The organism is Rickettsia sp. 109562A South Dakota, from assembly GCF_055791265.1.
This window is the reverse complement of sequence record NZ_CM147703.1, coordinates 265,152-286,497: the sequence shown is the minus strand read 5'-3', so window position 1 is coordinate 286,497 and position 21,346 is coordinate 265,152. Positions and strand designations below refer to the sequence as shown.

Genomic DNA, 21,346 nt, shown 5'->3' with positions numbered 1-21,346 from the left:
AAGAGATAGTCCGACAGTTGGTATAGATGGTAGCCCATCATCAACCGGTGGTGTAGGTAACAGCGAAACTACTCCAAGCGGTACAGGTTCTAATATTGGTACGGGTGGTAACTCACCTGCAGGTGGTAATAACGTATATAGCCCATCAACAAGCGGTACTCGTAATAATGTTGGAGGATATACTCCTTCTGTAGGTCAGGGTGGATCTACAGGTAGCACAGGCTATAATGGCCCAGCATCAACTGGTGGCGTAGGTAGTGGTGGCTCAAGCTACGGCGGTACAGGCTCTAACGGCGGTATCACCAACGGTGGAAGCAGCCCATACGGTAATAACGGCAATCCTGCTACAACAGGTGTATCAATAATAACGGTATAGGAGGTAGTGCCGTAAGCGGTATGTCTGCTATAATAGGTACTAGCAGAGATAACTCTACAGGTACAGGTAGCGGTGGAAAACCAGGTAGCGGAATAAGTCGTTCTAACGCGAATGACGGCTTTAATGCTGCACATGATAATACAAACACACCGGTGCTCAAGAAGTAGGTAAGAGATTAAGACTCTTAAAGATGCAGATGACGGTACAAATCCTGCAGCAGAGGAAGCTACTTCTAGAAGACGCGGTGCAGCTGTCGGAGGCGGTGACTGTGAACTTGATGAAAATTCCGTTTACGGCGTATGGGCTAGCCCATATTACGGCAAAGCGGTACAAAAAGCCTTTAACGGACTTAGCGGTTATAAAGCTAAATCTACCGGTGGCTCAATTGGGGTCGATACCGTTATAAACGATAATATAGTTCTTGGAGCTGCTTATACTAGAGTCGATACGAAGTTACGTTACCAAAATGCCAAAGCCGGTAATACTACTAAGGTCGGAACTAACATGGGTTCTATATACGGTTTATATAACTTTATAAATAACTGGTTTGTAGAAGGCGTAACTACCTATTCACGAAGCGATATTAAAACCAATGAGCTACGTAATATTATAGGCGGTTATGAGACGGCACACGGTAAGTATCATTCAACTTCTTATAGTGGTCCAGTAGTTGGGGGTTATAATTATCTATGGAAAGAAACTTCATTTGCACCGATGGCAGGTTTAAGACTTACTAAGATTAAAGATTCCGGTTATCAGGAATACGGTACTTCTTTCCAAAACTTAACTATTCAGAAGCGTCAATATAATAAGGTTGAGAGTATACTCGGCGGTGAAATTACAACAACTTTCTATAAGGATGAATTTATAATTAGACCGCAAGTTCATGCCTTTATTAATTACGACTTCAAAGGTAAAACGCCGGCAATCGTTGCAGATCTTAACGGTCTTAATGAACCTCTACCGGTACCGTCACCTAAACCTACTAAAATGCTATATGATTTAGGAGCAGGGGTAGTAGTTAAGAAAGGTAGAATGGAGTATAGAGTACATTATGGGCTGAACTTAGCTAAAAAATACCATGCTCAATCCGGTACGCTAAGACTTAAAGTAAACTTCTAAAAATCTGCATTAATTAAGGATAAGGACTCTAAAATTCTTATCCTTAATTGAGCGGTAAATTTTTATTTTATAATCAAGGGCGAAGCTTAATGATATCCTTAATTACTTAATTCGCTATTCGGTTAGCAATACTGAATATAAAAGGTGAAAGACGGCTTTCACCTTTTATATAAATTAATTATATTGTTTTTTATTAAACACTTATCAGCTTTTACTTAAAATAATAATATATAATTTTGAAATCGGGGTGAAGAACCGCTTCAAACCCCGATTTCTACAATTTTTAAATCAATAGCAAATTACAAAAGTAATTTGCTATTGGTGATAATTACTATTCAGGATAAGTTTTTATCCTGAATAGCTCGCTATTTAATATTTTCTATCTATTATCCTCATGGCTACCTTTATGAGAAGCATGTCCTCCTTTAGCGGCTATTTCTTTCACTTTTTCTTTATCCATAGAGGCGAAGACCTGTTTTCCTGATCCGTGATCATGATCGTTATGACTATGATGTCCTCCGTGCGAAGCATGCCCTCCTTTAGCAGCTGTTGCTCTTACCTTTTCTTTGTTCATGGCAGCAAAGCCTTTGTTATTATTAGTCATAATTCCCTCCTAAATATTCGGGTTAGTTAATAATACAGAACTACTTTTATCTCGTTTTCAGTAGTTCCATATATGATGGTAGAAACATTTATAGGGTAAGTCAACCTAAATTAACAATAAAACATTATAAATTATTATTCTTAACAATAAAGTTAATTTTTGTTTATTTATAAAAAATTTATTTTTATTGTTGTTTTTTAAACCTTGACTCAAAAAAAATTAAGGAGTAGGCTTATAATTACAACCAAAAATTAAGGAGGCTAACATGACAACTTTAGTAGGAACCCAAAATAATTTTGCCGATGCAATAAAAGAACTTATTGAACTTGATTATGATGCTATCGAAGCATATAAAACTGCTATTAATAGAATTACTAATGAAGATTATAAAAAACAGCGGGATGCATTTAAAACAGACCATGAAAGATACGTAAAAGAGTTAAATGAACTTTTATCAAAACATAACGAGAAGATAGTAAAGGGACCGAGTAGTAAGCAATGGCTAACAAAAGGTAAAGTGATACTTGCTGATTTAGTTGATGATAAAGCTATATTATATGCTATGCATACAAATGAAGAAGATACTAATACTGCTTACGAAAGATTAAATGAGTATAATAATAAATGGCATGATGCATCAAAAACCTTAAAACAAGGTCTTTTAGATGAACAAAAACATAAAAAATGGATAGAAAAACAACTGGAAGAGTAAATTTTAAATGTAAATAGACCTCTTGCCTAACCTATCTTATAAAGAGGAATTTGAAGGAAACACGGAACGCAGCACCGCAGCGTATATAGACAATCGCACAGATGTGAGTACCGGATTGACGTACAAATTACCTTTAGAAGGAGGTTATGCGAGAGGTCTAATTAATAAGGAGTAAAATTTAATTTTACTCCTTATATAATCAAAAGACAATAATGAGGCACCCCACAAAATCCCAATAGACTCAGGACAATCAAAATCTAATATCAACATCACCTTATCCAAAATAATTTATAATAAAGAAGAGTAAAAATATCAAGGCTACAAGAGTTGCTAGCTTGAAAATTAAATAATAGGTTGAATTTGTACAGGATTTATTATATTTATATCTGTAATTATTTTTTAGAAATCTTTACAGAGACTAGGAACTGCGATAGTTTTTATGGTAATTGCATGTAGTTTTTTATTTAATATTTCAGACAGGGCGTTTTTTACTAATTTATGTTGATTAATTAAAGAAAGTCCATTAAATTGAACATCTGATATTTCTAATGCATAATGGTCTTGATCTCCTACTAAATCAGTAATTTTTATTATACTGTTTGGAAAGGATTCCTTAAGTATTTTTTCTAACTCTTCTTCAGATATTGCCATTATTTTATCAATATTAATTTAAATATTAATTAAAGTTTTTTTTGCTTAAAGTAAAGCTTTATATGAATTTTTATTACAGAATTTTAAACATTCATTGATAAAAGCTACTCTTATGCATATAATAATTAATATTAAATTATGTCATTTATTAATTATTATGAAAAAAGAAGCCGAAGAATTAAAATTATTTATCTTAGAATGTTTGCGTGAGAAAAAAGCAGAAGATATTGAGGTAATTGATTTAACAGGAAAACATAAATTAGCCGATTATATTATATTTGCTAGCGGTCGTTCGACTAAAAATGTTGGAGCAATTGCTGAATATGTAGCTTTAGAATTAAAAAATAATGCCGGTATAAATAGTAATATTGAGGGGCTTGGTAAATCAGAATGGGTGCTGATAGATGCAGGTACTATTTTAATTAATATTTTTTATCCTGAAGCACGGGAGTATTTTAAGCTAGAAGAAATTTGGAAAAGATGAACGATCATATTCTTATTAACGTTATAATTTTACTCGGTACTGCGGTTTTTATCGTGGCTATACTTAAGCGTTTTAGGCTAAGTCCGGTACTTGGTTACCTAATTGCCGGAGCTGCAATAGGTGATCACGGTTTAAAAATCGTAACATACGATCAAACTAAGTTACTAGGCGAGCTTGGTGTGGTATTCCTATTATTTGCGATAGGTCTTGAGTTATCTTTTGAGCGATTAAAAGCTATGAGACGATATGTCTTTGGTCTCGGTAGTTTGCAAGTTTTAACGACTGCTATAGTAATTGCCGGTGCAATGGTACTTATAGACGGTAATAGTAGTGCGGCTATTATTACCGGTGGCGGTCTTGCTCTCTCATCTACGGCACTTGTTATGCAGGTTATTGAGGAAAATCGTAGCCAATCGACACAAATAGGAAGAATTTCTTTAGCAATTCTTTTACTGCAAGATTTAGCCGTAGTGCCATTGCTTGTGATAGTTCCGTTACTTGCCGGTAACAATAAAGCCTCGCTTGCAGCTGCCCTGGGTATTGCACTCTTAAAAGCCGTAATGGCCTTACTTACAATATTTATTGTCGGTCGTGTTTTACTTCGCCCTGTATTTTCATTCATTTCATCAGAAAGTAATAATGCAAGCGAGTTACCTATTTCGCTGACTTTGTTAATAGTACTTTCTGCTGCTTGGGCTACCGAAACATTTGGTTTATCTTTAGCTCTTGGAGCGTTTGTTGCCGGAGTATTAGTTGCAGAAACTGAATTTAGATTGCAGGCGGAAGAAAGTATTTATCCTTTCAAAAGTTTATTTTTAGGACTGTTTTTCATGACCGTCGGTATGAATATCGATGCTCTAGAAATGTATGAAAAAATATCTCATATCCTTACTTTATCTATTGCTTTAATAGGTATAAAAACCTTAATTATAACGGCTTTTTGTATTTTATTCGGTTTTAATAAAGGAGTTGCTTTTTATTCGGGCTTGTTATTATCGCAAGGCGGGGAGTTTGGTTTTATATTATTCAGTTTAGGCAAAGATAGTGGAATATTAGAAGAAAGTACTGCCGATATATTATTACTCGTAGTTACTTTTACTATGGCACTTACACCGTTACTTGCAGCTTTAGGGAAAAAGATTGCTGAGAAAGTTGATAAAGGATTCAGTAAAACTCCGACTCAAATGATTGAGCTTGGTGCAAGAGATTTAACAAACCATATTATTATTGCCGGACTCGGTAATACCGGTAAAATGGTAGCAAGAGTTTTGGAAGCAGAAGGTGTAAGTTACGTAATACTTGATTTAGATGATGATAGAGTCAAAGAAGAGCTATCAAACGGTTTGCCGGTTTTTAAAGGTGATGTATCGCAAGCCGATACTCTAAAGGCGTTAGGTACGGAAAGAGCATTCGCTATAATACTTACTATGAATAATCAAGTAACTATCAAGAAATCGCTTAAAACAATTAGCGGTAATTATCAGGATATACCTGTTGTCGTTAAGTTAAAAAATTTAAAAAATGCTAGAGAGTTTTATGATTTAGGGGCCACAACTATTATTCCGGAAAGCTATGAGACGGGATTACAAATCGGTGGAACAGTCTTAAAACATATAGGTATTAGTGAGCAGGAAATTAATAGAATAAAAGTGCAATTTAGGCTTGGTAATTATATAATAGCAAAAAAAGAGGATGCTTTATCTGAAGCGGAAGATAATGATTAAAGTTTTTATCATTTTAATTACGATAATATTATCAACAACAATTAATGCCGATAATAAAAAATTGCCTGTTCCGAGATTTGTTTCAATAAAATCTAATGAAGTAAATGCAAGGAGCGGACCAACCACTAAATCTGCCGTAGAATGGGTTTTTATTAAAAAAGGCGAGCCGGTAGAAATAATTGCAGAGTACGAACAATGGCGACAAGTACGTGACATTAACGGCGAAGGTGGCTGGATACATTCAAGTGTTTTATCAGGTAAAAGATCAGTAGTTATTATGGGTGATAAAGAAATAGAGCTTACCAAATCCGTCAATCCTAAAAGCCGAGTTATAGCAAAATTAATGCCTAAGGTTCGTTGTGGCTTGAAAAAATGTAAAGAACAATTTTGCCAAATTACTTGTAAGGATTACACAGGTTGGATTTCAAAGCAAGTAATTTGGGGAGTGTATAATGATAAGGATAGGTATTAGAATTTAAATGAAAACCACTTTACCCGAATGTTCTCTTAAAATTAGTGCTAGACTTAATTTTATAGTGCAGCAAATTCTAGATATTGCACAAGATAAAATCGCTATGATTATCTTGTATGGCTCTTTTGCTAGAGGTGATTGGGTGCGTGATCTACCTAACAGCTATCATAGTGATACTGATATTTTGATTATACTGAAAAAAGTAAATATAAAGGGCATGCTACTTTAAGATTAAAAGATAAAATATATAAAAGATTAGAGAAGACGGGAGTAATAAACCCTAAGCAAATTATTCCGTATGATTCGTTAATATCTATAATTCTTGAGTCAATAGATGAAATAAATAGGCAGTTAGAAAAAGGACGTTATTTTTATACGGATATCAAAAAAGCAGGTATTCTTTTATATGATAGCGGTGAATTTACACTTAGCGAAGCTAAGGAGTTACCTTGGAGCGAGATGAAAGAAATTGCTAAAAAATATTATGAAGAGTGGTTTAAACATGCTAACGAATGTCTTATTGATGTTCATAATATTTTACTAAGAGGTAATTTAAACAAATATGCTTTTGAGTTACATCAAGCTACGGAAAGTCTTTACAGTACTATTTTATTAGTTTTTTTTAATTATAAACCGAAGTCGCATGATATAGAAGAATTAGGTAGTATGGCAGGAAATTACGATAATGAATTATGGACGGTATTCCCTCAGTTAACCGAAGAACAAAAAAATGTTTTGAGTTGCTTCAAAAAGCATATGTTGATGCAAGATATGATAGAAATTATAAAATGAGTAAAGAACAGCTTTTATATTTAATTGATAAAGTAGAAAAGTTGAAAGAAATAACCGAAAGAATCTGTACAGCACGAATAAATCAGTAAATTATAACACTATTGCAGTTCTGTTTTTAATAGATCAAGAAGATGATGCAAAGGCACTACTTCAACTTGTGAATTTAAGTAATATTTATCATTTCCCGGGTATACTATATAAGCTTTCTTTGGTTTTAAATCTTGTAATGCATTATAGAAACCTTTTGATATAGAAGGAGTAAGAGACCTTTTAATTTCAATTGTCGTAAGATTATTTATGCTTGATTCTAGTATTAAATCTACCTCTGCCCCTCCGGCGGTTCTATAAAACCAACTATTCATTTTATTCTTAACTATAGATAAAATGTTTTCTATTACAAATCCTTCAAAGCTTCCTCCGAGAATATAATGTCCGAGTAGTTCATCATAAGATTTAATATTTAATAATGCATGTAGGATACCGCTATCACGAATGTATAGTTTAGGGGCTTTGACTAATCGTTTCTTTACATTACTCGACCAGGGTCTTAGCAATCTTATGAGAAATAAATCTTCAAATAGATCTATATATCTCATTATAGTAGGTACTGATATTCCCAGGCTTGCCGCTATTTTGCTAGCATTTAATAAATCACCTTGGCAATGAGCGAATATAGTCCAGGTTCTACGTAAAACTTCTGTAGATATATTATAGCCGAGTTGCGGTATTTCACGTTCTAAATAAGTCATTATGAAAGATTGACGCCAATTCATACTGCTATTATCCGAAGCACTGAGAAAGCTGTCGGGAAAGTTACCTCTAAGCCATAATAAATTATCATCAATATATCCGGCTTTTCTAATTTCTTGAACATTAAAACCACAAAGCTGAGTATAAATTATACGACCTGCTAACGATTCCGAAGAATGTTTTAATAATTCTTTAGAAGCAGAACCAAGAAGTAAGAATTGTTTAACTTTTTGTCCCTGCTGACGTCTTGCATCAATAACGCTACGTAACACTTGAAAAAGCTGAGGCATTCTTTGAATTTCATCAATAATAACTAAGTGGTTAGTATGAGTTTGAAAGTAAAGTTCAGGATCGGATAATTTTGCCAAATCTGAAGGCTTCTCTAAGTCTAAATATAAAGGTGTAGGAAATATCCGTTCTGCTATTTCTTTTGCTAAAGTAGTTTTACCTACTTGTCTTGGTCCTAAAATAGCTACAGCTGAAAACTCGTTTAAAAAAAATTCAATTTCTTTTGCTAAAAAACGCTCAATCATTATCCATGCAAATTTAATATTTCATGTTAAATTTACATGGATAAAATTAATACGTCAAGATGTTAATTTAATTCTCTTGCACGCGAGCTTAAAAGATATTAAAAGACATTTTTATCGTTATTTGACAACATTTAAAAAATAAGATGAAAATAATATTCATCATTAAATATTATTAACATGGCAAAAAAACGAATAAAGGACAAAATTCATAAAAAAGAGAATTTTGAAGAAGTTATGCGTACTAAGCTTGGTTAGGGGGAGAGTTATTATTCCTTCAGCTTTTAGACAAAGCCTTCATCTCTCAATCGGTGATGATATAGTGCTACATATGAAAGAAGATGTAATTTATATTACTACTCCAACTCAAGCTTTAGCAAAGCTGCAAGCAAAAGTAAAAGATTACACGGATGGTACAGGAGAAAAAATTTCTCTAGTGGATGAATTGATTAAAATAAGAAGAGCAGAGGCAAAACATGAATAATATAGTACTAGATACTTCAGCTTTACTTGCTTTAATTCAAAATGAAAGAGGTAGCAAAATAATAAAGCCTCTACTGTCATATGCGGTTATGTCGACGGTGAATATTACCGAGGTGTTAACTGCTTTAATAACGCACTAATATAGATACTGCGGAGATATTAACTTTAATTACGGATTTTATAGCAATAATTGTTCCGTTTGATTTAGAGCAAGCAAAATATGCTGCGGAGTTGCAGGCATATACACAGTATAAAGGATTATCTCTTGGAGATAGAGCTTGTATAGCTTTAGGTGTTAAACTTAATATACAATATATACTGCCGATAAAATATGGGCAGAGTTAAAAATAAAAGATGCTAATATTAAACTAATTCGCTGATTGTAAAGACTTTGTTGTATGGATCGCAAAACGCATTCGGTGTCATACCGTGGCTTGACCACGGCATGACACATGCCTGCTTTCAGTTTATTTAAAATTTGATAAAATTATTTAAATATATTATAATATAAAACTTTTTATAATATTAAAAATTTTATGAGTAAGAAGCTTTATATTAAGACCTACGGATGTCAGATGAATGTTTATGATTCTGTCAAGATGCAAGATTTGCTTTATCCCTTTGGTTATGAGTCCACGGAAAATATTGAAGAAGCAGATGTTATTATTCTAAATACCTGTCATATCAGAGAGAAAGCAGCCGAGAAAACTTATTCTGAACTTGGTCGTATTAAGAAACTGCAAGATACGCGAAAAAAACAAGGTTTAAGCTCTGCAATAATAGTTGTAGCCGGTTGTGTTGCTCAGGCAGAGGGGGAGGAAATTTTTACAAGAACTCCTTATGTGGATATTGTTGTCGGTCCACAATCTTACTATAATTTACCGGAATTGATTTCTAAAGTCGTTAGACATGAAAAACATTTAATCGATCTCGATTTTGTTGAAGAAGCAAAGTTTGATCAGCTACCTGAGCAATTATATCCGCAAGGAGCAAGTGCCTTTATATCGGTACAAGAGGGGTGCGATAAATTTTGTACTTTCTGCGTAGTGCCTTATACTAGAGGTGCTGAATTTTCAAGGAACGTAGAACAGGTCTATAGAGAAGCGTTAAAAGTAGTTAGCAGCGGTACTAAAGAAATTATGCTACTTGGACAAAATGTAAATGCATATCACGGTAAGGGCGTAGGCGATAAGATATTTAGTCTAGCCGATTTAATAAGACATTTAGCACAAATTCCAAATTTAGAAAGATTGCGTTATACCACGTCACACCCGATAGATATGACGGATGATCTAATAAAACTGCACGGCACTGAACCCAAATTAATGCCATTCCTACATTTACCGGCGCAATCAGGTTCAAATAAAATATTAAAAGCAATGAACCGCAAACATGATAGAGAATATTATTTTGATATAATTAATCGCTTAAGAGAAGCAAGACCCGATATAGTGTTATCTTCTGATTTTATTGTCGGTTTTCCCGGTGAAACAGATGAAGATTTTGAAGATACTTTAGATTTGGTACGCAAGATAAAATACGGTCAGTGCTATTCATTTAAATATAGTCCTCGTCCAGGCACCCCTGGAGCAACTCGAACAGACCAAATACTCGAACATATAAAATCAGAGAGATTAACTATATTGCAAAAAGAACTATCAAGCCAACAATTAGCTTTTAATGAAAGTTGTATTGGTAGTACCATGAAAGTTCTATTTGATCGCAGCGGTAAATTCGACGATCAAATAATAGGTAAAACTCCATATATGCAGTCCGTATATATCACAAATCCTAATAAAGATTTACTTTGTAAAATTATTGATGTAAAAATTACAAAAGCTGCAAGTAATAGCTTAACCGGTGAAATATATACTTAGATAGAACTTCAAAAATTGGCACAAAGTCCTTACAAGTACGGTGGTACGAACTATATTAATATACGCTTCATTCCTTGTCTTGTGGGCCGATTACTCTTTTTGAAGTTGATCTTCGTCTATTTTATTATAATGTAAAAAAATATTATCTATAAATGTATAAATCTCTATTTTTTTGTTTAAAAATTTTTGCCGTACTTATTTTAATTGGCTGCGTTGTTGTAGGGTATATAATATATTACTATTCACGTGATTTACCTGATTACTCACAGCTTGCACGTTATTACCCTCCGTCAGTAACGCGTATTTATTCCTGTGACGGTAAATTAATGGAGGAGTACGCTTTTGAACGCCGAGTATTTGTACCGATTAATAGCGTGCCGAGTTCATTAATAGAAAGTTTTATCGCCGCTGAGGATAAGAATTTCTATAACCACCCGGGGGTCGATTTGCTTGGAATAATTAGAGCAGCATTTTTAAATATATCTAATTATCTACATCATAGGCGTATGGAAGGAGCGTCTACCATTACTCAGCAAGTGGTCAAAAATTTTCTACTAACTAACGAGGTTTCTCTTGAACGTAAGATTAAAGAAGCGATTCTTTCTTATATGATTTCGAGAGTATTTACTAAGGATCAAATTTTAGAATTATATCTTAATCAAACATTCTTTGGTTGTGGTGCATACGGGGTTGCAACAGCTGCACAAAATTATTTTAATAAATCGGTAGAAGAGCTTACCATTGCAGAATCAGCTTTTATTGCGGCACTGCCTAAAGCTCCTTCCGAACTTAATCCAGAGAAAAATTATGTTAGGGTAAAAGGGCGTCGTGATTACGTAATAACACGTATGTTTGAAGATGGTTATATAACAAAAGAAGCTGCAAAAGAAGCTATAGACAGTCCGATAGTTCTACGTAAACGAGCTAAAGAAGAAACTGTTGCGGCTGATTATTATGCCGAGCAGGTGCGAGAAGAAGTAATTAAGATGCTAAATAGTAAGGAAGAGTTTTATACCGGAGGTCTTACTATTATTACTTCTTTAGATGCCAAGATGCAGCAATTAGCCGAAAATTCTTTAAGAAAAGGTCTTAGGGAGTTTGATAGAAAACGCGGTTTTAGAAAACCTATAGCTAATATCTCTATCCAAAACTGGCAAGAAGAGCTAAAAAAATTATCCCCGCCTCAATCCCTTTTAGAGTATAAATTAGCTGTAGTTCTAGATGTAACCGATAACCATGCAGAGATTGGACTTATAGACGGCAGCAAATCTAAAATTCCTATTTCTGAAATGAAATGGGCAAGAAGTAACCTTAAGTCAGTTAAGGCTTTGCTTAAAAAAGGTGATGTAATAGTAGTTGAGGCTATAAAAGAGGGGTATGCTCTTCGTCAAATCCCTGAGGTGAATGGGGCTATTATGGTTATGAACCCAAATACTGGACAGGTACTTGCAAGCGTCGGCGGTTATGATTTTTCTACCAGTAAATTTGATAGAGTAACTCAAGCACTTCGTCAACCGGGTTCTTTGAGTAAAACCTTTGTTTATTTAGCAGCTCTTGAAAACGGTGTTAAGCCGAATCAGATTTTTAACGATGGACCTATTGAGATCTCACAAGGTCCACGTATGCCTAGTTGGCGTCCTAAAAATTATGAAGGTAAGTTTTTAGGTGAAATCACTATGCGTGCCGGACTTGAAAAATCTCGTAATCTTATAACCGTAAGAGTTGCAACTGCCGTTGGACTTACAAAAATCGTTGATATAATTAAGCGTTTCGGTATTAATAATGAACCAAAAAAAGTCTATTCTATGGTACTTGGTTCAATTGAAACCACGCTTGCACGAATGACTAATGCTTATGCAATTATTGCTAACGGCGGTAAAAAAGTTGAACCTCATTTTGTAGAATTAATTAAAGATCGTAACGGACGTATTATTTATCGTAGAGATAATAGAAATTGTCCGTCTTGCATTGTTTCGGATAGTAATTTAGATACCGCAATATTAGAAATACCCACAGAAGATATCTATAGAGTTACGGATGAAGCTAGCGACTATCAAATTACTTCGTTTTTAACAGGAGCAATAGATAGAGGAACCGGCTATGCTGCAAAGAAGTTAGGGAAAATTATCGGTGGAAAAACCGGCACTAGTAACGATAGTAAAGATACATGGTTTGTAGGCTTTACGCCCAAAATAGTAGTCGGCAGCTATGTTGGCTATGATACCCCAAGAACCCTTGGACAAAGAGCAACCGGATCAAACGTTGTATTACCGATCTTTATTGATTTTATGAGTAACGCTTATAAGGATGAACCGGTGCTGCCTTTCAAAGTCCCTGATTCAATAAAATTATTAGCAGTAGATAGGGCGACCGGTAAAATTACGCCAAACGGTAGTGTGATAGAAGCATTTAAAATCAATAACGTTCAAATGCTTGAGAATGAAGACATGATCGATAATCGTGATAACAGTGATATTTTTGATTATGTGCCGAGTATAAAGGATCAGTCTCAAGAAATTTATTAAACTGTATACTTGTTTAATTTGAAAAATTGGCGGCGTTACTTTTCGCTTATAATCCTCACGTAGTATACCTACGCTGCGGTTATAAGCTTCAAAGTGCCTTGCTCTTTTCCAAATTAAACTTCGTCTATCCACTTTTCATTTACTTGGAGCTTAATATATGAAAAAATTATTTTAACATCTAACTGCCCTAATATCACTTACTATACCTTTTATAACTAAAGCGGATTGTTTTTTAGTTAAAGAAAATGATAAATTTATTAGACAGGAAGGTAATTGCAATTCACGTTCTGCTCCATGCTCAACATTTAAAATTGCTATAAGTTTAATGGGTTATGATGATGGGTTTTTAATTGATGAAACTCATCCAAAATTACCTTTTAAAGAAGGATATGCTGACTATCTTGAAGTTTGGAGGCAACCTCAAACACCTAAAGACTAGATGAAGAATAGCTGTATTTGGTATTCTCAGGTTATTACCAAAGAATTAGGTATTGAAAAATTCCGTGATTATGTAACGTAATTTAATTACGGTAATCAGGATATTTCCGGTGATAAAGGTAAAAATAACGGCTTAACCAATGCATGGCTTTCTAGTTCTGTAGAAATTTCACCGGAAGAACAATTCACTTTTCTTCAAAAACTAGCAGAGAGTAAATTACCTGTAAGTCTTAAAGCCCAAGAAATGACTAAAAATATTTTGTTTATTGAAGATTTTGTAGATGGTTGGAAGCTTTACGGTAAAACAGGCAGCGGTAATAAACTGAGTCAAGATAGAACTCAAAAGTTACAAGATAGGCAAATCGGATGGTTTGTAGGTTGGTTACAAAAAAATGACAGAACAGTTTTCTTTGTACATTTCATTGAAATAATAAAACTTATGATCTTATGCAGGACGACGCTCTAAAGAAGCAGCGAAAGAAAAGCTAAAAGAATTGATAAAAAAAGAATTAAAATAAACCTCAATTTTGCGGCTTCGGGATAATAAATCCTTTGCAGCCGCTTTGCACACTTCTAATAAACTCCTACCGATTTTTATACTTGTATTGTCTGAGTGACGTAAAACTGTTACAATTACGATATTAATCAAAAAATTAAATCTCTTAAATTCCAAAAAATTAATGCTTAATACTCTTGAAATGAGAGAATATTTATTTTTATCAAAAATTGCTAAAAAACTTGATAAAGAAAATGCTAAAACTTACTCTCATGAAGAAACGTGGAAATGAATTATAAATTTTGTTATCTCTTGAAGTATCTAAAGAAATGTTATAAAGTCAAAAAGTTCATAGAAATTTGAGGGTGTTATGCAAGTCGTAAAAGCTTTAGAGCAAATTTTAGCAGATAGCTATGCTTTATATTTTAAAACACAGAATTATCATTGGAATGTAGAAGGAGCAGAGTTTAGAAGTCTACATTTATTATTTGAAGGACAATATGAAGATTTAGCTGAAAGCTTAGATGAACTTGCCGAAAGAATAAGAAGTTTAGGTGCTAAAGTCCCCGCATTATCAAATTTAATAAAACTTACCTCTATAGATGAGGCAAATCCAAACGCAACAGCGAATGAAATGCTTAAAGTTCTCACAAAAGATCAAGATATTATTAGAGATACATTATATAAAGGTCTTAAAATAGCACAAGCAGAAGGCGATGAGGGTACAGCCGATATGATTATTGGACGGATTAAAGTGCATGAGAAGAATAGGTGGATGCTAAAAAGCAGTATGGTTGCTTGAAAGTTGCTTATGTCATTCCCGTGGGGAGTTGTTGCGTGGATCGGTAAAATCCGTTGTGTCACCCCGTGGCTTGACCACGGGGTCCATAAAAAATTAAAAAAAACTGGATACCGTGGTCAAACCACGGTATGACAATATAAACAAATTAACGAAATAAAAATAAAATGGAACAATACGATGTAGCCGTTATAGGCGGTGGTCCCGGTGGATATGTTGCAGCAATTAGAGCAGCACAATTAAAGAAAAAAGTTGTATTAATAGAAAAAGAACATTTGGGCGGGGTATGCCTTAATTGGGGATGTATACCGACTAAATCTCTGCTTAAATCTGCTGAGGTTTTTGAGTACATAAGACATGCTAAAGATTATGGAATTGATGCTAAAGGTGCTGAAATCAATCTTAAGAAAATAGTTGAGCGTTCAAGAGAAATTTCAGGTAAGCTTGCAGGCGGCGTTAAGTTATTATTAAAAAAAAATAAAGTTACCGTGATAGACGGAGTAGCAAGCCTTGCAGGACATAAGATAATAAATATAGATGGACAAGGTAATAAATTATCTATAAAAGCAGAGAATATTATTATAGCTACCGGTGCTAGATCTAGAATATTAAAAGGATTCGAGCCTGACGGTAAACAAATTTGGACGTCTAAGGAAGCTATGATACCTCAGCATGTGCCGAAATCTATAATTATCGTAGGTTCGGGGGCAATCGGTATAGAATTCGCTTCGTTTTATAATAGTATCGGCGTCGATGTTACCGTAATTGAAGCTCACACTAGAATATTGCCTGCCGAAGATACGGAAATTGCCGGAATCGCTCATAAGAGCTTTGAGAAAAAGGGAATAAAAATTATTACAAATGCTAAGTTAATTAAGCAAACAAAATCAAAAGATAAGATAGAAGTGGAGTTAGAGTTAGGCGGGAAAACACAAAAATTACAAGCTGAAATCTTACTTATGGCAGTAGGTATTACGGCGAATACGGAAAATTTAGGACTAGAGAAAACAAAAGTTAAAGTAGAAAACGGCTATATAGTTACTAACGGATTAATGCAAACTGCGGAATCAGATATTTATGCTATAGGAGATGTAGTAGGAACACCTTGTCTAGCACATAAAGCAAGCCATGAAGGTATTATTGCAGCGGAAAGCATAGCCGGCTTAAAACCCCATGCTATTAATAAACATAATATTCCCGGCTGTACTTATTCTGCACCGCAAATAGCAAGCGTCGGTTTAACCGAAGAAGCAGCAAAAGCCTTAGGTTATGAGCTTAAAATAGGCAGATTTCCTTTTATGGCTAATGGCAAGGCTTTAGTAAGCGGTGATAGCGATGGGTTAATAAAAACCATATTTGATGCTAAAACCGGTGAGTTACTCGGAGCTCATATGATAGGCTCGGAAGTTACGGAATTAATACAAGGATACGTGGTTTCAAAAAATTTAGAAGGAACCGAACTGGATTTAATTAATACTATCTTCCCGCACCCGACTTTATCGGAAATGATGCATGAGTCGGTACTCGCTTCTTATGATAGAGCAATACATATATAATCCCAGTAAATGAAGAGTAAGAAAAATAAAAACATAAATTAAATTTGTATTTGAGATGGAAACCGCTTTTCATCTCAAATACCCATTATTTAAAACTTCTTTTAAAAGTAGTATATATATGAATAAAAATAATTTAATAGGGAATTATGCCATAGCTTTATTTAATAATGCTATGGTTGATAATATTCAGGATAAGGTATTTGAGGAAATCACCTCTATAAATAGTATAATTACCGATAATTTTTATATTAGAGAGTTCTTATTTTCTCCTATAGTAAATAAGAATGATAAAATTAATGCAGTCAATTCGTTAGCAAAAAATACCAAAATTAACACAATAGTACATAATTTTTTATTATTATTGATAAAAAATTCCCGTATGACTATCTTATCAGATATAGTAGGTGTATTTAATAAGTTACTATATGAAAGTAAAAATATAAAGATAGTTCAGGTTATTTCTGCAAATAAGTTACAACCTAAAGAGCAAGAGTGGATTAAGTCTCATATAGAAAAAGAATTAAATCAAAAAACAGAAATATTATTTGATATAGATAGCACTATTATTGGTGGTATTGTAATTAAATATGATAGTATGTTGCAAGATTACTCAATAAAAGGTAGTTTAGATAAAATAACGAAAGCTTTAAAGAAAGTTAATATTGCTGCTTGAATATTGTTGTCATACCGTGGCTTGACCACGGTATCCAGAAAAACAACCTGTAGTAGTCAAATTTTACTAGATCCCGCGATCAAGTCGCGGGATGACAATGTGCATATTAGGGAGACGTAAACCACATGAAACTAAAGCCTAGTGAAGTAGCTGAAATATTACAAAAGGAAATAGCTAATATTAATTGCTTAAGTGAACTTGAGGAAGTAGGGCAGGTAATAACCGTCTGTGACGGTATAGCTAAAATTTACGGTCTTGCTAATGTAAAATCCGGTGAAGTAGTAGAATTTAAATCCGGTGTTAAGGGTCTTGTTTTAAATTTGGAAAATGATAGCGTCGGTGCTGTAATTATGGGGGATGATAACCAAGTACAGCAAGGCGATAATGTCAAAAGAACTAAAGAAGTTTTAGAAGTACCGGTAGGAAAAGCTTTACTTGGTCGCGTTGTTGATGCTCTTGGTAACCCCATGGACGGCAAAGGCGATATTGCAAGTAAAGAGTACAGACATATCGAAATGAAAGCCCCGGGGATAATAGAAAGAGCGAGTGTTAGTGAATCTGTGCAGACCGGTATAAAGGCTATTGATTCTTTAATTCCGATAGGCAGAGGACAAAGAGAACTAATAATAGGTGACAGACAAACCGGAAAAACGGCTATAGCTGTCGATACTATTATTAATCAAAAACAAGCTCATTCACTTACTAATGAACACGATAAAATTTATTGTATTTATGTAGCTATTGGGCAGAAAAGATCAAGTGTTGCACAGATAGTAAGAAAACTAGAAGATGCCGGAGCAATGGACTATACAATTGTTGTTTCGGCTACTGCATCAGAAGCTGCTGCTCTTCAATTCATTGCCCCTTATTCTGCCTGTAGCATGGGTGAATATTTTCGTGATAACGGCATGCATGCACTTATTATTTATGATGATTTAAGTAAGCATGCTGTAGCATATAGACAAATCTCATTATTACTTAGAAGGCCGCCTGGGCGAGAAGCTTACCCGGGTGACGTATTTTACTTGCATTCAAGATTGCTTGAGCGAGCCGCTAAAATGTCAGAGGAAAAAGGTAGCGGTTCACTTACGGCACTTCCTATAATCGAGACGCAAGCAGGTGACGTATCCGCATACATCCCGACAAATGTTATTTCAATTACCGATGGACAAATCTTTTTAGAAAGCGAGTTATTTTATAAAGGCGTAAGACCGGCTGTTAATGTTGGTATTTCAGTAAGCCGAGTTGGTTCTGCAGCACAAATAAAAGCTATGAAGCAAGTGGCAGGTTCGGTAAAGCTAGAACTTGCTCAATTTAGAGAGCTTGAGTCTTTCTCGCAATTTGGATCAGATCTAGACCCTGCAACTAAAGCACAAATCGACCATGGTAAGAGATTAGTTGAGATATTAAAACAAGCACAATATCATCCTTTTCCGGTAGAAGAGCAAATAGTAAGTATTTATGTTGGAACTAAGAAATATTTAAATGATGTACCGCTTCAGAAAGTAAAAGAATTTGAAGATAAAATGCTTACGGAAATAAGGTTAAATAAAAAAGATATTTTGGAATCAATAAAAAACGAGCAACGTATAACCGAAGAAACTGAGCAGAAACTAAAAGCATTTTTAGAAAATTTTGTTAAGGATTTTGTTAAAGCCGGTTAATTAGCGTAATGTCATTCTTGCACTCTATGTCATTCCCGCGAAAGCGGGAATCTAGAAAAAAGCGAAATTATTTGAGCTTTTAATTTTAAAAATTTAGTATGTTTATACTTCTTAATTACTGGATTCCCGCTTTCGCGGGAATGACATCAGCAGTCTAGCTTTTGGCTAGGAATGACATAGAATTTAAAAGAACTAAAGTATATGTCAAATTTAAAGCAGTTAAGAACTAGAATTAAAAGCGTTAAATCTACACAAAAGATTACTAAAGCAATGCAACTAGTATCAGCTTCTAAGATGATAAAACTAAAGAGTCAAATAGCCAATTCAAATTTTTATATTGAGGCTGTTAGTAAAATGATGTCTGCTATATTATCAATTGATATGTATGAGCTATCTATAGAAGAACAAAAATTTTTTAATACCGTACCGAATAAAGCAAATTTATTGATAGTTATGACATCACAGCGTGGTTTATGCGGAACGTTTAATTACAGCATAATTAAGCAAGTTAAGAATGATATTAAAGAGTTAGAAAATAAAGGTGAACAAATAAAACTTATCATTATTGGAAAAAAAGGTTACGCAGCACTAAAAAGGCAGTATGCAAATTATATTGATAGTTATTTTGAGTTACCCAAAATTCATGATGAAAATCTGATGCTACAAGTAAAACAAAAAATTATGTCGGCAGCCTACAATTTGGAAGTTAGTAATTGTGTTATATATTTTAACAAATTTAAAAACGCAATGACTCAAATTATGACTAGACAACAGATTTTACCGGTAGAAAAATATCAGGATGATTCTACAGTAAAAAATGATCATTATGAGTATGAAGGAGAAAATTTAATTTCTAACTTGATTAATTTATATGTTAATTCCCAAATAAATTACGCGCTGCTGCAAAATAGAGCAAGCGAGGAAGGGGCAAGAATGACTGCTATGGAAAATGCAACAAATAATGCTAATGATTTAATAAGCAAGTTAGTTTTAAAGCTGAATAGATCAAGACAGGCTATTATTACTACGGAGTTGATAGAGATTATAGCCGGCTCTGAGGCTGTTTAGATATAAGGCTGTGTCATCCCGTGGCTTGATCCACGGGAGATCCAGTCTTTTTGATTTTTTATGGATCCCGTGGTCAAGCCACGGGATGACAAACCTTAACAAAAGAAAAAATAATGACAAAGAATATCGGGAGCATTACTCAGATTATTTCAGCGGTGGTGGATGTAAAATTTATGAATAACGGCAAATTACCGGAAATTTTAAATGCCCTTGAGTGCTATAGCGATAATCAAAGGATAGTGTTGGAAGTAGCACAACATATAGGCGATGATACAGTGCGTTGTATTGCTATGGATTCTACTGAAGGATTAGTAAGGGGGCTAGAAGTAGTGGATACAGGCAGTCCTATTCGCATTCCTGTAGGTACTGAAACGTTAGGGCGTATTATGAATGTTATAGGTGAGTCGATTGACGGCAGGGGAGAAATTAAAAGCTCAAATGTTTCTTCTATATATAAACCAGCACCTAGCTTTACCAATCAATCAACCGAGCGTAATATATTAGTAACCGGTATTAAAGTAGTCGATCTACTTGCTCCTTATACTAAAGGCGGTAAAATAGGATTGTTCGGCGGTGCAGGAGTCGGTAAAACCGTGTTAATAATGGAGCTTATCAATAACGTAGCTAAGGCTCACGGTGGATATACGGTATTTGCAGGAGTCGGCGAGAGAACTAGAGAGGGTAATGATCTTTATCATGAAATGATTGACTCGGGTGTTATTAATCTTGAAGAGCCTGAAAAGTCAAAAGTGGCTCTTGTGTATGGACAAATGAACGAGCCGCCCGGAGCAAGGGCAAGAGTTGCGTTAAGCGGGCTTACTATTGCAGAAAGCTTTAGAGATATGAAAGAGGGACAAGATGTTTTATTCTTTGTGGATAATATTTTCCGTTTTACTCAAGCAGGCTCTGAAGTATCGGCACTGCTTGGTAGAATTCCATCGGCGGTAGGGTATCAGCCTACTCTTGCAACCGATATGGGAGCACTACAGGAGCGTATCACCTCTACTAAGCACGGCTCAATAACTTCCGTGCAGGCTATATATGTACCGGCGGATGATTTAACCGATCCTGCGCCTGCTACTTCTTTCGCACATTTAGATGCTACAACAGTACTTAGCCGTCAGATAGCCGAGCTTGGGATTTATCCAGCAGTTGACCCGTTAGATAGCAATTCTCAAGTACTTGATCCGATGATTGTCGGGGAAGAACATTATAGCGTAGCAAGACAAGTGCAGCAGGTTTTGCAAACTTATAAATCGCTGCAGGATATTATTGCTATTTTAGGTATGGATGAGTTATCTGAAGAAGATAAATTAACCGTGTCACGTGCTAGAAAAATACAGCGTTTCTTATCGCAACCTTTCCATGTAGCCGAAGTATTTACCGGAGCGGAAGGAAAATTTGTTGATTTAGCCGATACTATAGCAGGTTTTAAAGGACTTGTGGAAGGTAAATACGATGATTTACCGGAAGCTGCTTTTTATATGGTCGGAACTATAGACGAGGCTATTGAGAAAGCTCGGACTTTAAAATGATGTTGATATCATTCC

General features: G+C 34.6%; 20 protein-coding genes and 2 pseudogenes. 19 read left to right on the top strand and 3 right to left on the bottom strand.

Annotated elements, in window-relative coordinates; genetic code table 11:
* Nucleotides 1-396 precede the first annotated feature (396 nt).
* Together ACIAS7_RS01665 and ACIAS7_RS01660 are read left to right on the top strand one after the other, a co-directional pair.
* Nucleotides 397-543, top strand: coding sequence for a hypothetical protein (locus tag ACIAS7_RS01665; RefSeq protein ID WP_473199066.1), 147 nt, complete (start codon nt 397-399; stop codon nt 541-543).
* Nucleotides 544-550: 7 nt separating this feature from the next.
* Entirely contained in the window at nt 551-1,498 is a 948-nt protein-coding gene (locus tag ACIAS7_RS01660) for an autotransporter outer membrane beta-barrel domain-containing protein (RefSeq protein WP_473199385.1), read from the top strand.
* A gap of 379 nt (nt 1,499-1,877) precedes the next feature.
* On the opposite strand, the gene ACIAS7_RS01655 is transcribed toward ACIAS7_RS01660, so the two are convergent.
* Nucleotides 1,878-2,102 carry a KGG domain-containing protein gene (locus ACIAS7_RS01655; RefSeq protein ID WP_473199065.1) on the bottom strand — a complete coding sequence of 75 codons (225 nt, stop codon included), beginning with the start codon at nt 2,100-2,102 and terminating at the stop codon, nt 1,878-1,880.
* Between the two features lie 265 nt (nt 2,103-2,367).
* On the opposite strand from ACIAS7_RS01655, the gene ACIAS7_RS01650 reads away from it, so the two are divergent.
* Nucleotides 2,368-2,814 carry a DUF2383 domain-containing protein gene (locus ACIAS7_RS01650; protein WP_473199064.1) on the top strand — a complete coding sequence of 149 codons (447 nt, stop codon included), beginning with the start codon at nt 2,368-2,370 and terminating at the stop codon, nt 2,812-2,814.
* Between the two features lie 22 nt (nt 2,815-2,836).
* Nucleotides 2,837-2,989 (top strand): palindromic element RPE1 domain-containing protein, encoded by a 153-nt coding sequence (locus ACIAS7_RS01645; protein ID WP_473199063.1) that lies wholly within the window; start codon nt 2,837-2,839, stop codon nt 2,987-2,989.
* A 224-nt stretch (nt 2,990-3,213) separates the two neighbouring features.
* Here the strand turns inward: ACIAS7_RS01645 and ACIAS7_RS01640 are convergent, their stop codons facing one another.
* Complete coding sequence (locus ACIAS7_RS01640) at nt 3,214-3,465, bottom strand: BolA/IbaG family iron-sulfur metabolism protein (RefSeq protein WP_473199062.1); 252 nt, start codon at nt 3,463-3,465, stop codon at nt 3,214-3,216.
* Nucleotides 3,466-3,622: 157 nt separating this feature from the next.
* Here ACIAS7_RS01640 and rsfS point away from each other — a divergent pair, with 157 nt between their 5' ends.
* The 4 genes and pseudogenes from rsfS (at nt 3,623) to ACIAS7_RS01620 (ending at nt 7,026) form a co-directional block, all read left to right on the top strand.
* Nucleotides 3,623-3,949: a ribosome silencing factor gene (rsfS, locus tag ACIAS7_RS01635; RefSeq protein WP_473199384.1), complete on the top strand. Its 327-nt coding sequence runs from the start codon at nt 3,623-3,625 to the stop codon at nt 3,947-3,949.
* Nucleotides 3,946-5,673 carry a cation:proton antiporter domain-containing protein gene (locus ACIAS7_RS01630; protein ID WP_473199061.1) on the top strand — a complete coding sequence of 576 codons (1,728 nt, stop codon included), beginning with the start codon at nt 3,946-3,948 and terminating at the stop codon, nt 5,671-5,673. Before rsfS ends, ACIAS7_RS01630 begins: the two co-directional genes overlap by 4 nt.
* Nucleotides 5,666-6,145, top strand: coding sequence for an SH3 domain-containing protein (locus tag ACIAS7_RS01625; protein WP_473199060.1), 480 nt, complete (start codon nt 5,666-5,668; stop codon nt 6,143-6,145). Before ACIAS7_RS01630 ends, ACIAS7_RS01625 begins: the two co-directional genes overlap by 8 nt.
* A 7-nt stretch (nt 6,146-6,152) precedes the next feature.
* Nucleotides 6,153-7,026: pseudogene (locus ACIAS7_RS01620) on the top strand (HEPN domain-containing protein).
* A 9-nt stretch (nt 7,027-7,035) separates the two neighbouring features.
* Here ACIAS7_RS01620 and ACIAS7_RS01615 read toward each other — a convergent pair.
* Nucleotides 7,036-8,220: an ATP-binding protein gene (locus ACIAS7_RS01615; RefSeq protein WP_473199059.1), complete on the bottom strand. Its 1,185-nt coding sequence runs from the start codon at nt 8,218-8,220 to the stop codon at nt 7,036-7,038.
* Nucleotides 8,221-8,443: 223 nt separating this feature from the next.
* Here ACIAS7_RS01615 and ACIAS7_RS01610 point away from each other — a divergent pair, with 223 nt between their 5' ends.
* From ACIAS7_RS01610 to atpD, 11 genes and pseudogenes are all read left to right on the top strand, one after another.
* Nucleotides 8,444-8,701, top strand: coding sequence for an AbrB/MazE/SpoVT family DNA-binding domain-containing protein (locus ACIAS7_RS01610; RefSeq protein ID WP_473199058.1), 258 nt, complete (start codon nt 8,444-8,446; stop codon nt 8,699-8,701).
* Nucleotides 8,694-8,840, top strand: coding sequence for a hypothetical protein (locus ACIAS7_RS01605; RefSeq protein ID WP_473199057.1), 147 nt, complete (start codon nt 8,694-8,696; stop codon nt 8,838-8,840). Before ACIAS7_RS01610 ends, ACIAS7_RS01605 begins: the two co-directional genes overlap by 8 nt.
* 396 nt (nt 8,841-9,236) lie before the next feature.
* Nucleotides 9,237-10,577 (top strand): tRNA (N6-isopentenyl adenosine(37)-C2)-methylthiotransferase MiaB, encoded by a 1,341-nt coding sequence (gene miaB, locus ACIAS7_RS01600; RefSeq protein WP_473199056.1) that lies wholly within the window; start codon nt 9,237-9,239, stop codon nt 10,575-10,577.
* 152 nt (nt 10,578-10,729) lie between these two features.
* Entirely contained in the window at nt 10,730-13,102 is a 2,373-nt protein-coding gene (locus tag ACIAS7_RS01595; protein WP_473199055.1) for a penicillin-binding protein 1A, read from the top strand.
* Nucleotides 13,103-13,292: 190 nt separating this feature from the next.
* A pseudogene (gene blaOXA, locus ACIAS7_RS01590) lies at nt 13,293-14,058 on the top strand (class D beta-lactamase).
* A 348-nt stretch (nt 14,059-14,406) separates the two neighbouring features.
* Nucleotides 14,407-14,838 carry a Dps family protein gene (locus ACIAS7_RS01585; protein ID WP_473199054.1) on the top strand — a complete coding sequence of 144 codons (432 nt, stop codon included), beginning with the start codon at nt 14,407-14,409 and terminating at the stop codon, nt 14,836-14,838.
* 164 nt (nt 14,839-15,002) lie between these two features.
* Nucleotides 15,003-16,391: a dihydrolipoyl dehydrogenase gene (gene lpdA, locus ACIAS7_RS01580; protein WP_473199053.1), complete on the top strand. Its 1,389-nt coding sequence runs from the start codon at nt 15,003-15,005 to the stop codon at nt 16,389-16,391.
* A gap of 118 nt (nt 16,392-16,509) precedes the next feature.
* Nucleotides 16,510-17,064 carry an ATP synthase F1 subunit delta gene (gene atpH, locus ACIAS7_RS01575; RefSeq protein ID WP_473199052.1) on the top strand — a complete coding sequence of 185 codons (555 nt, stop codon included), beginning with the start codon at nt 16,510-16,512 and terminating at the stop codon, nt 17,062-17,064.
* Between the two features lie 125 nt (nt 17,065-17,189).
* Nucleotides 17,190-18,728 (top strand): F0F1 ATP synthase subunit alpha, encoded by a 1,539-nt coding sequence (gene atpA, locus ACIAS7_RS01570; RefSeq protein WP_473199051.1) that lies wholly within the window; start codon nt 17,190-17,192, stop codon nt 18,726-18,728.
* 201 nt (nt 18,729-18,929) lie between these two features.
* Entirely contained in the window at nt 18,930-19,796 is an 867-nt protein-coding gene (gene atpG, locus ACIAS7_RS01565) for an ATP synthase F1 subunit gamma (RefSeq protein WP_473199050.1), read from the top strand.
* Nucleotides 19,797-19,909: 113 nt separating this feature from the next.
* Nucleotides 19,910-21,331: a F0F1 ATP synthase subunit beta gene (gene atpD, locus ACIAS7_RS01560; RefSeq protein WP_473199049.1), complete on the top strand. Its 1,422-nt coding sequence runs from the start codon at nt 19,910-19,912 to the stop codon at nt 21,329-21,331.
* The last annotated feature ends 15 nt before the right edge of the window (nt 21,332-21,346 follow it).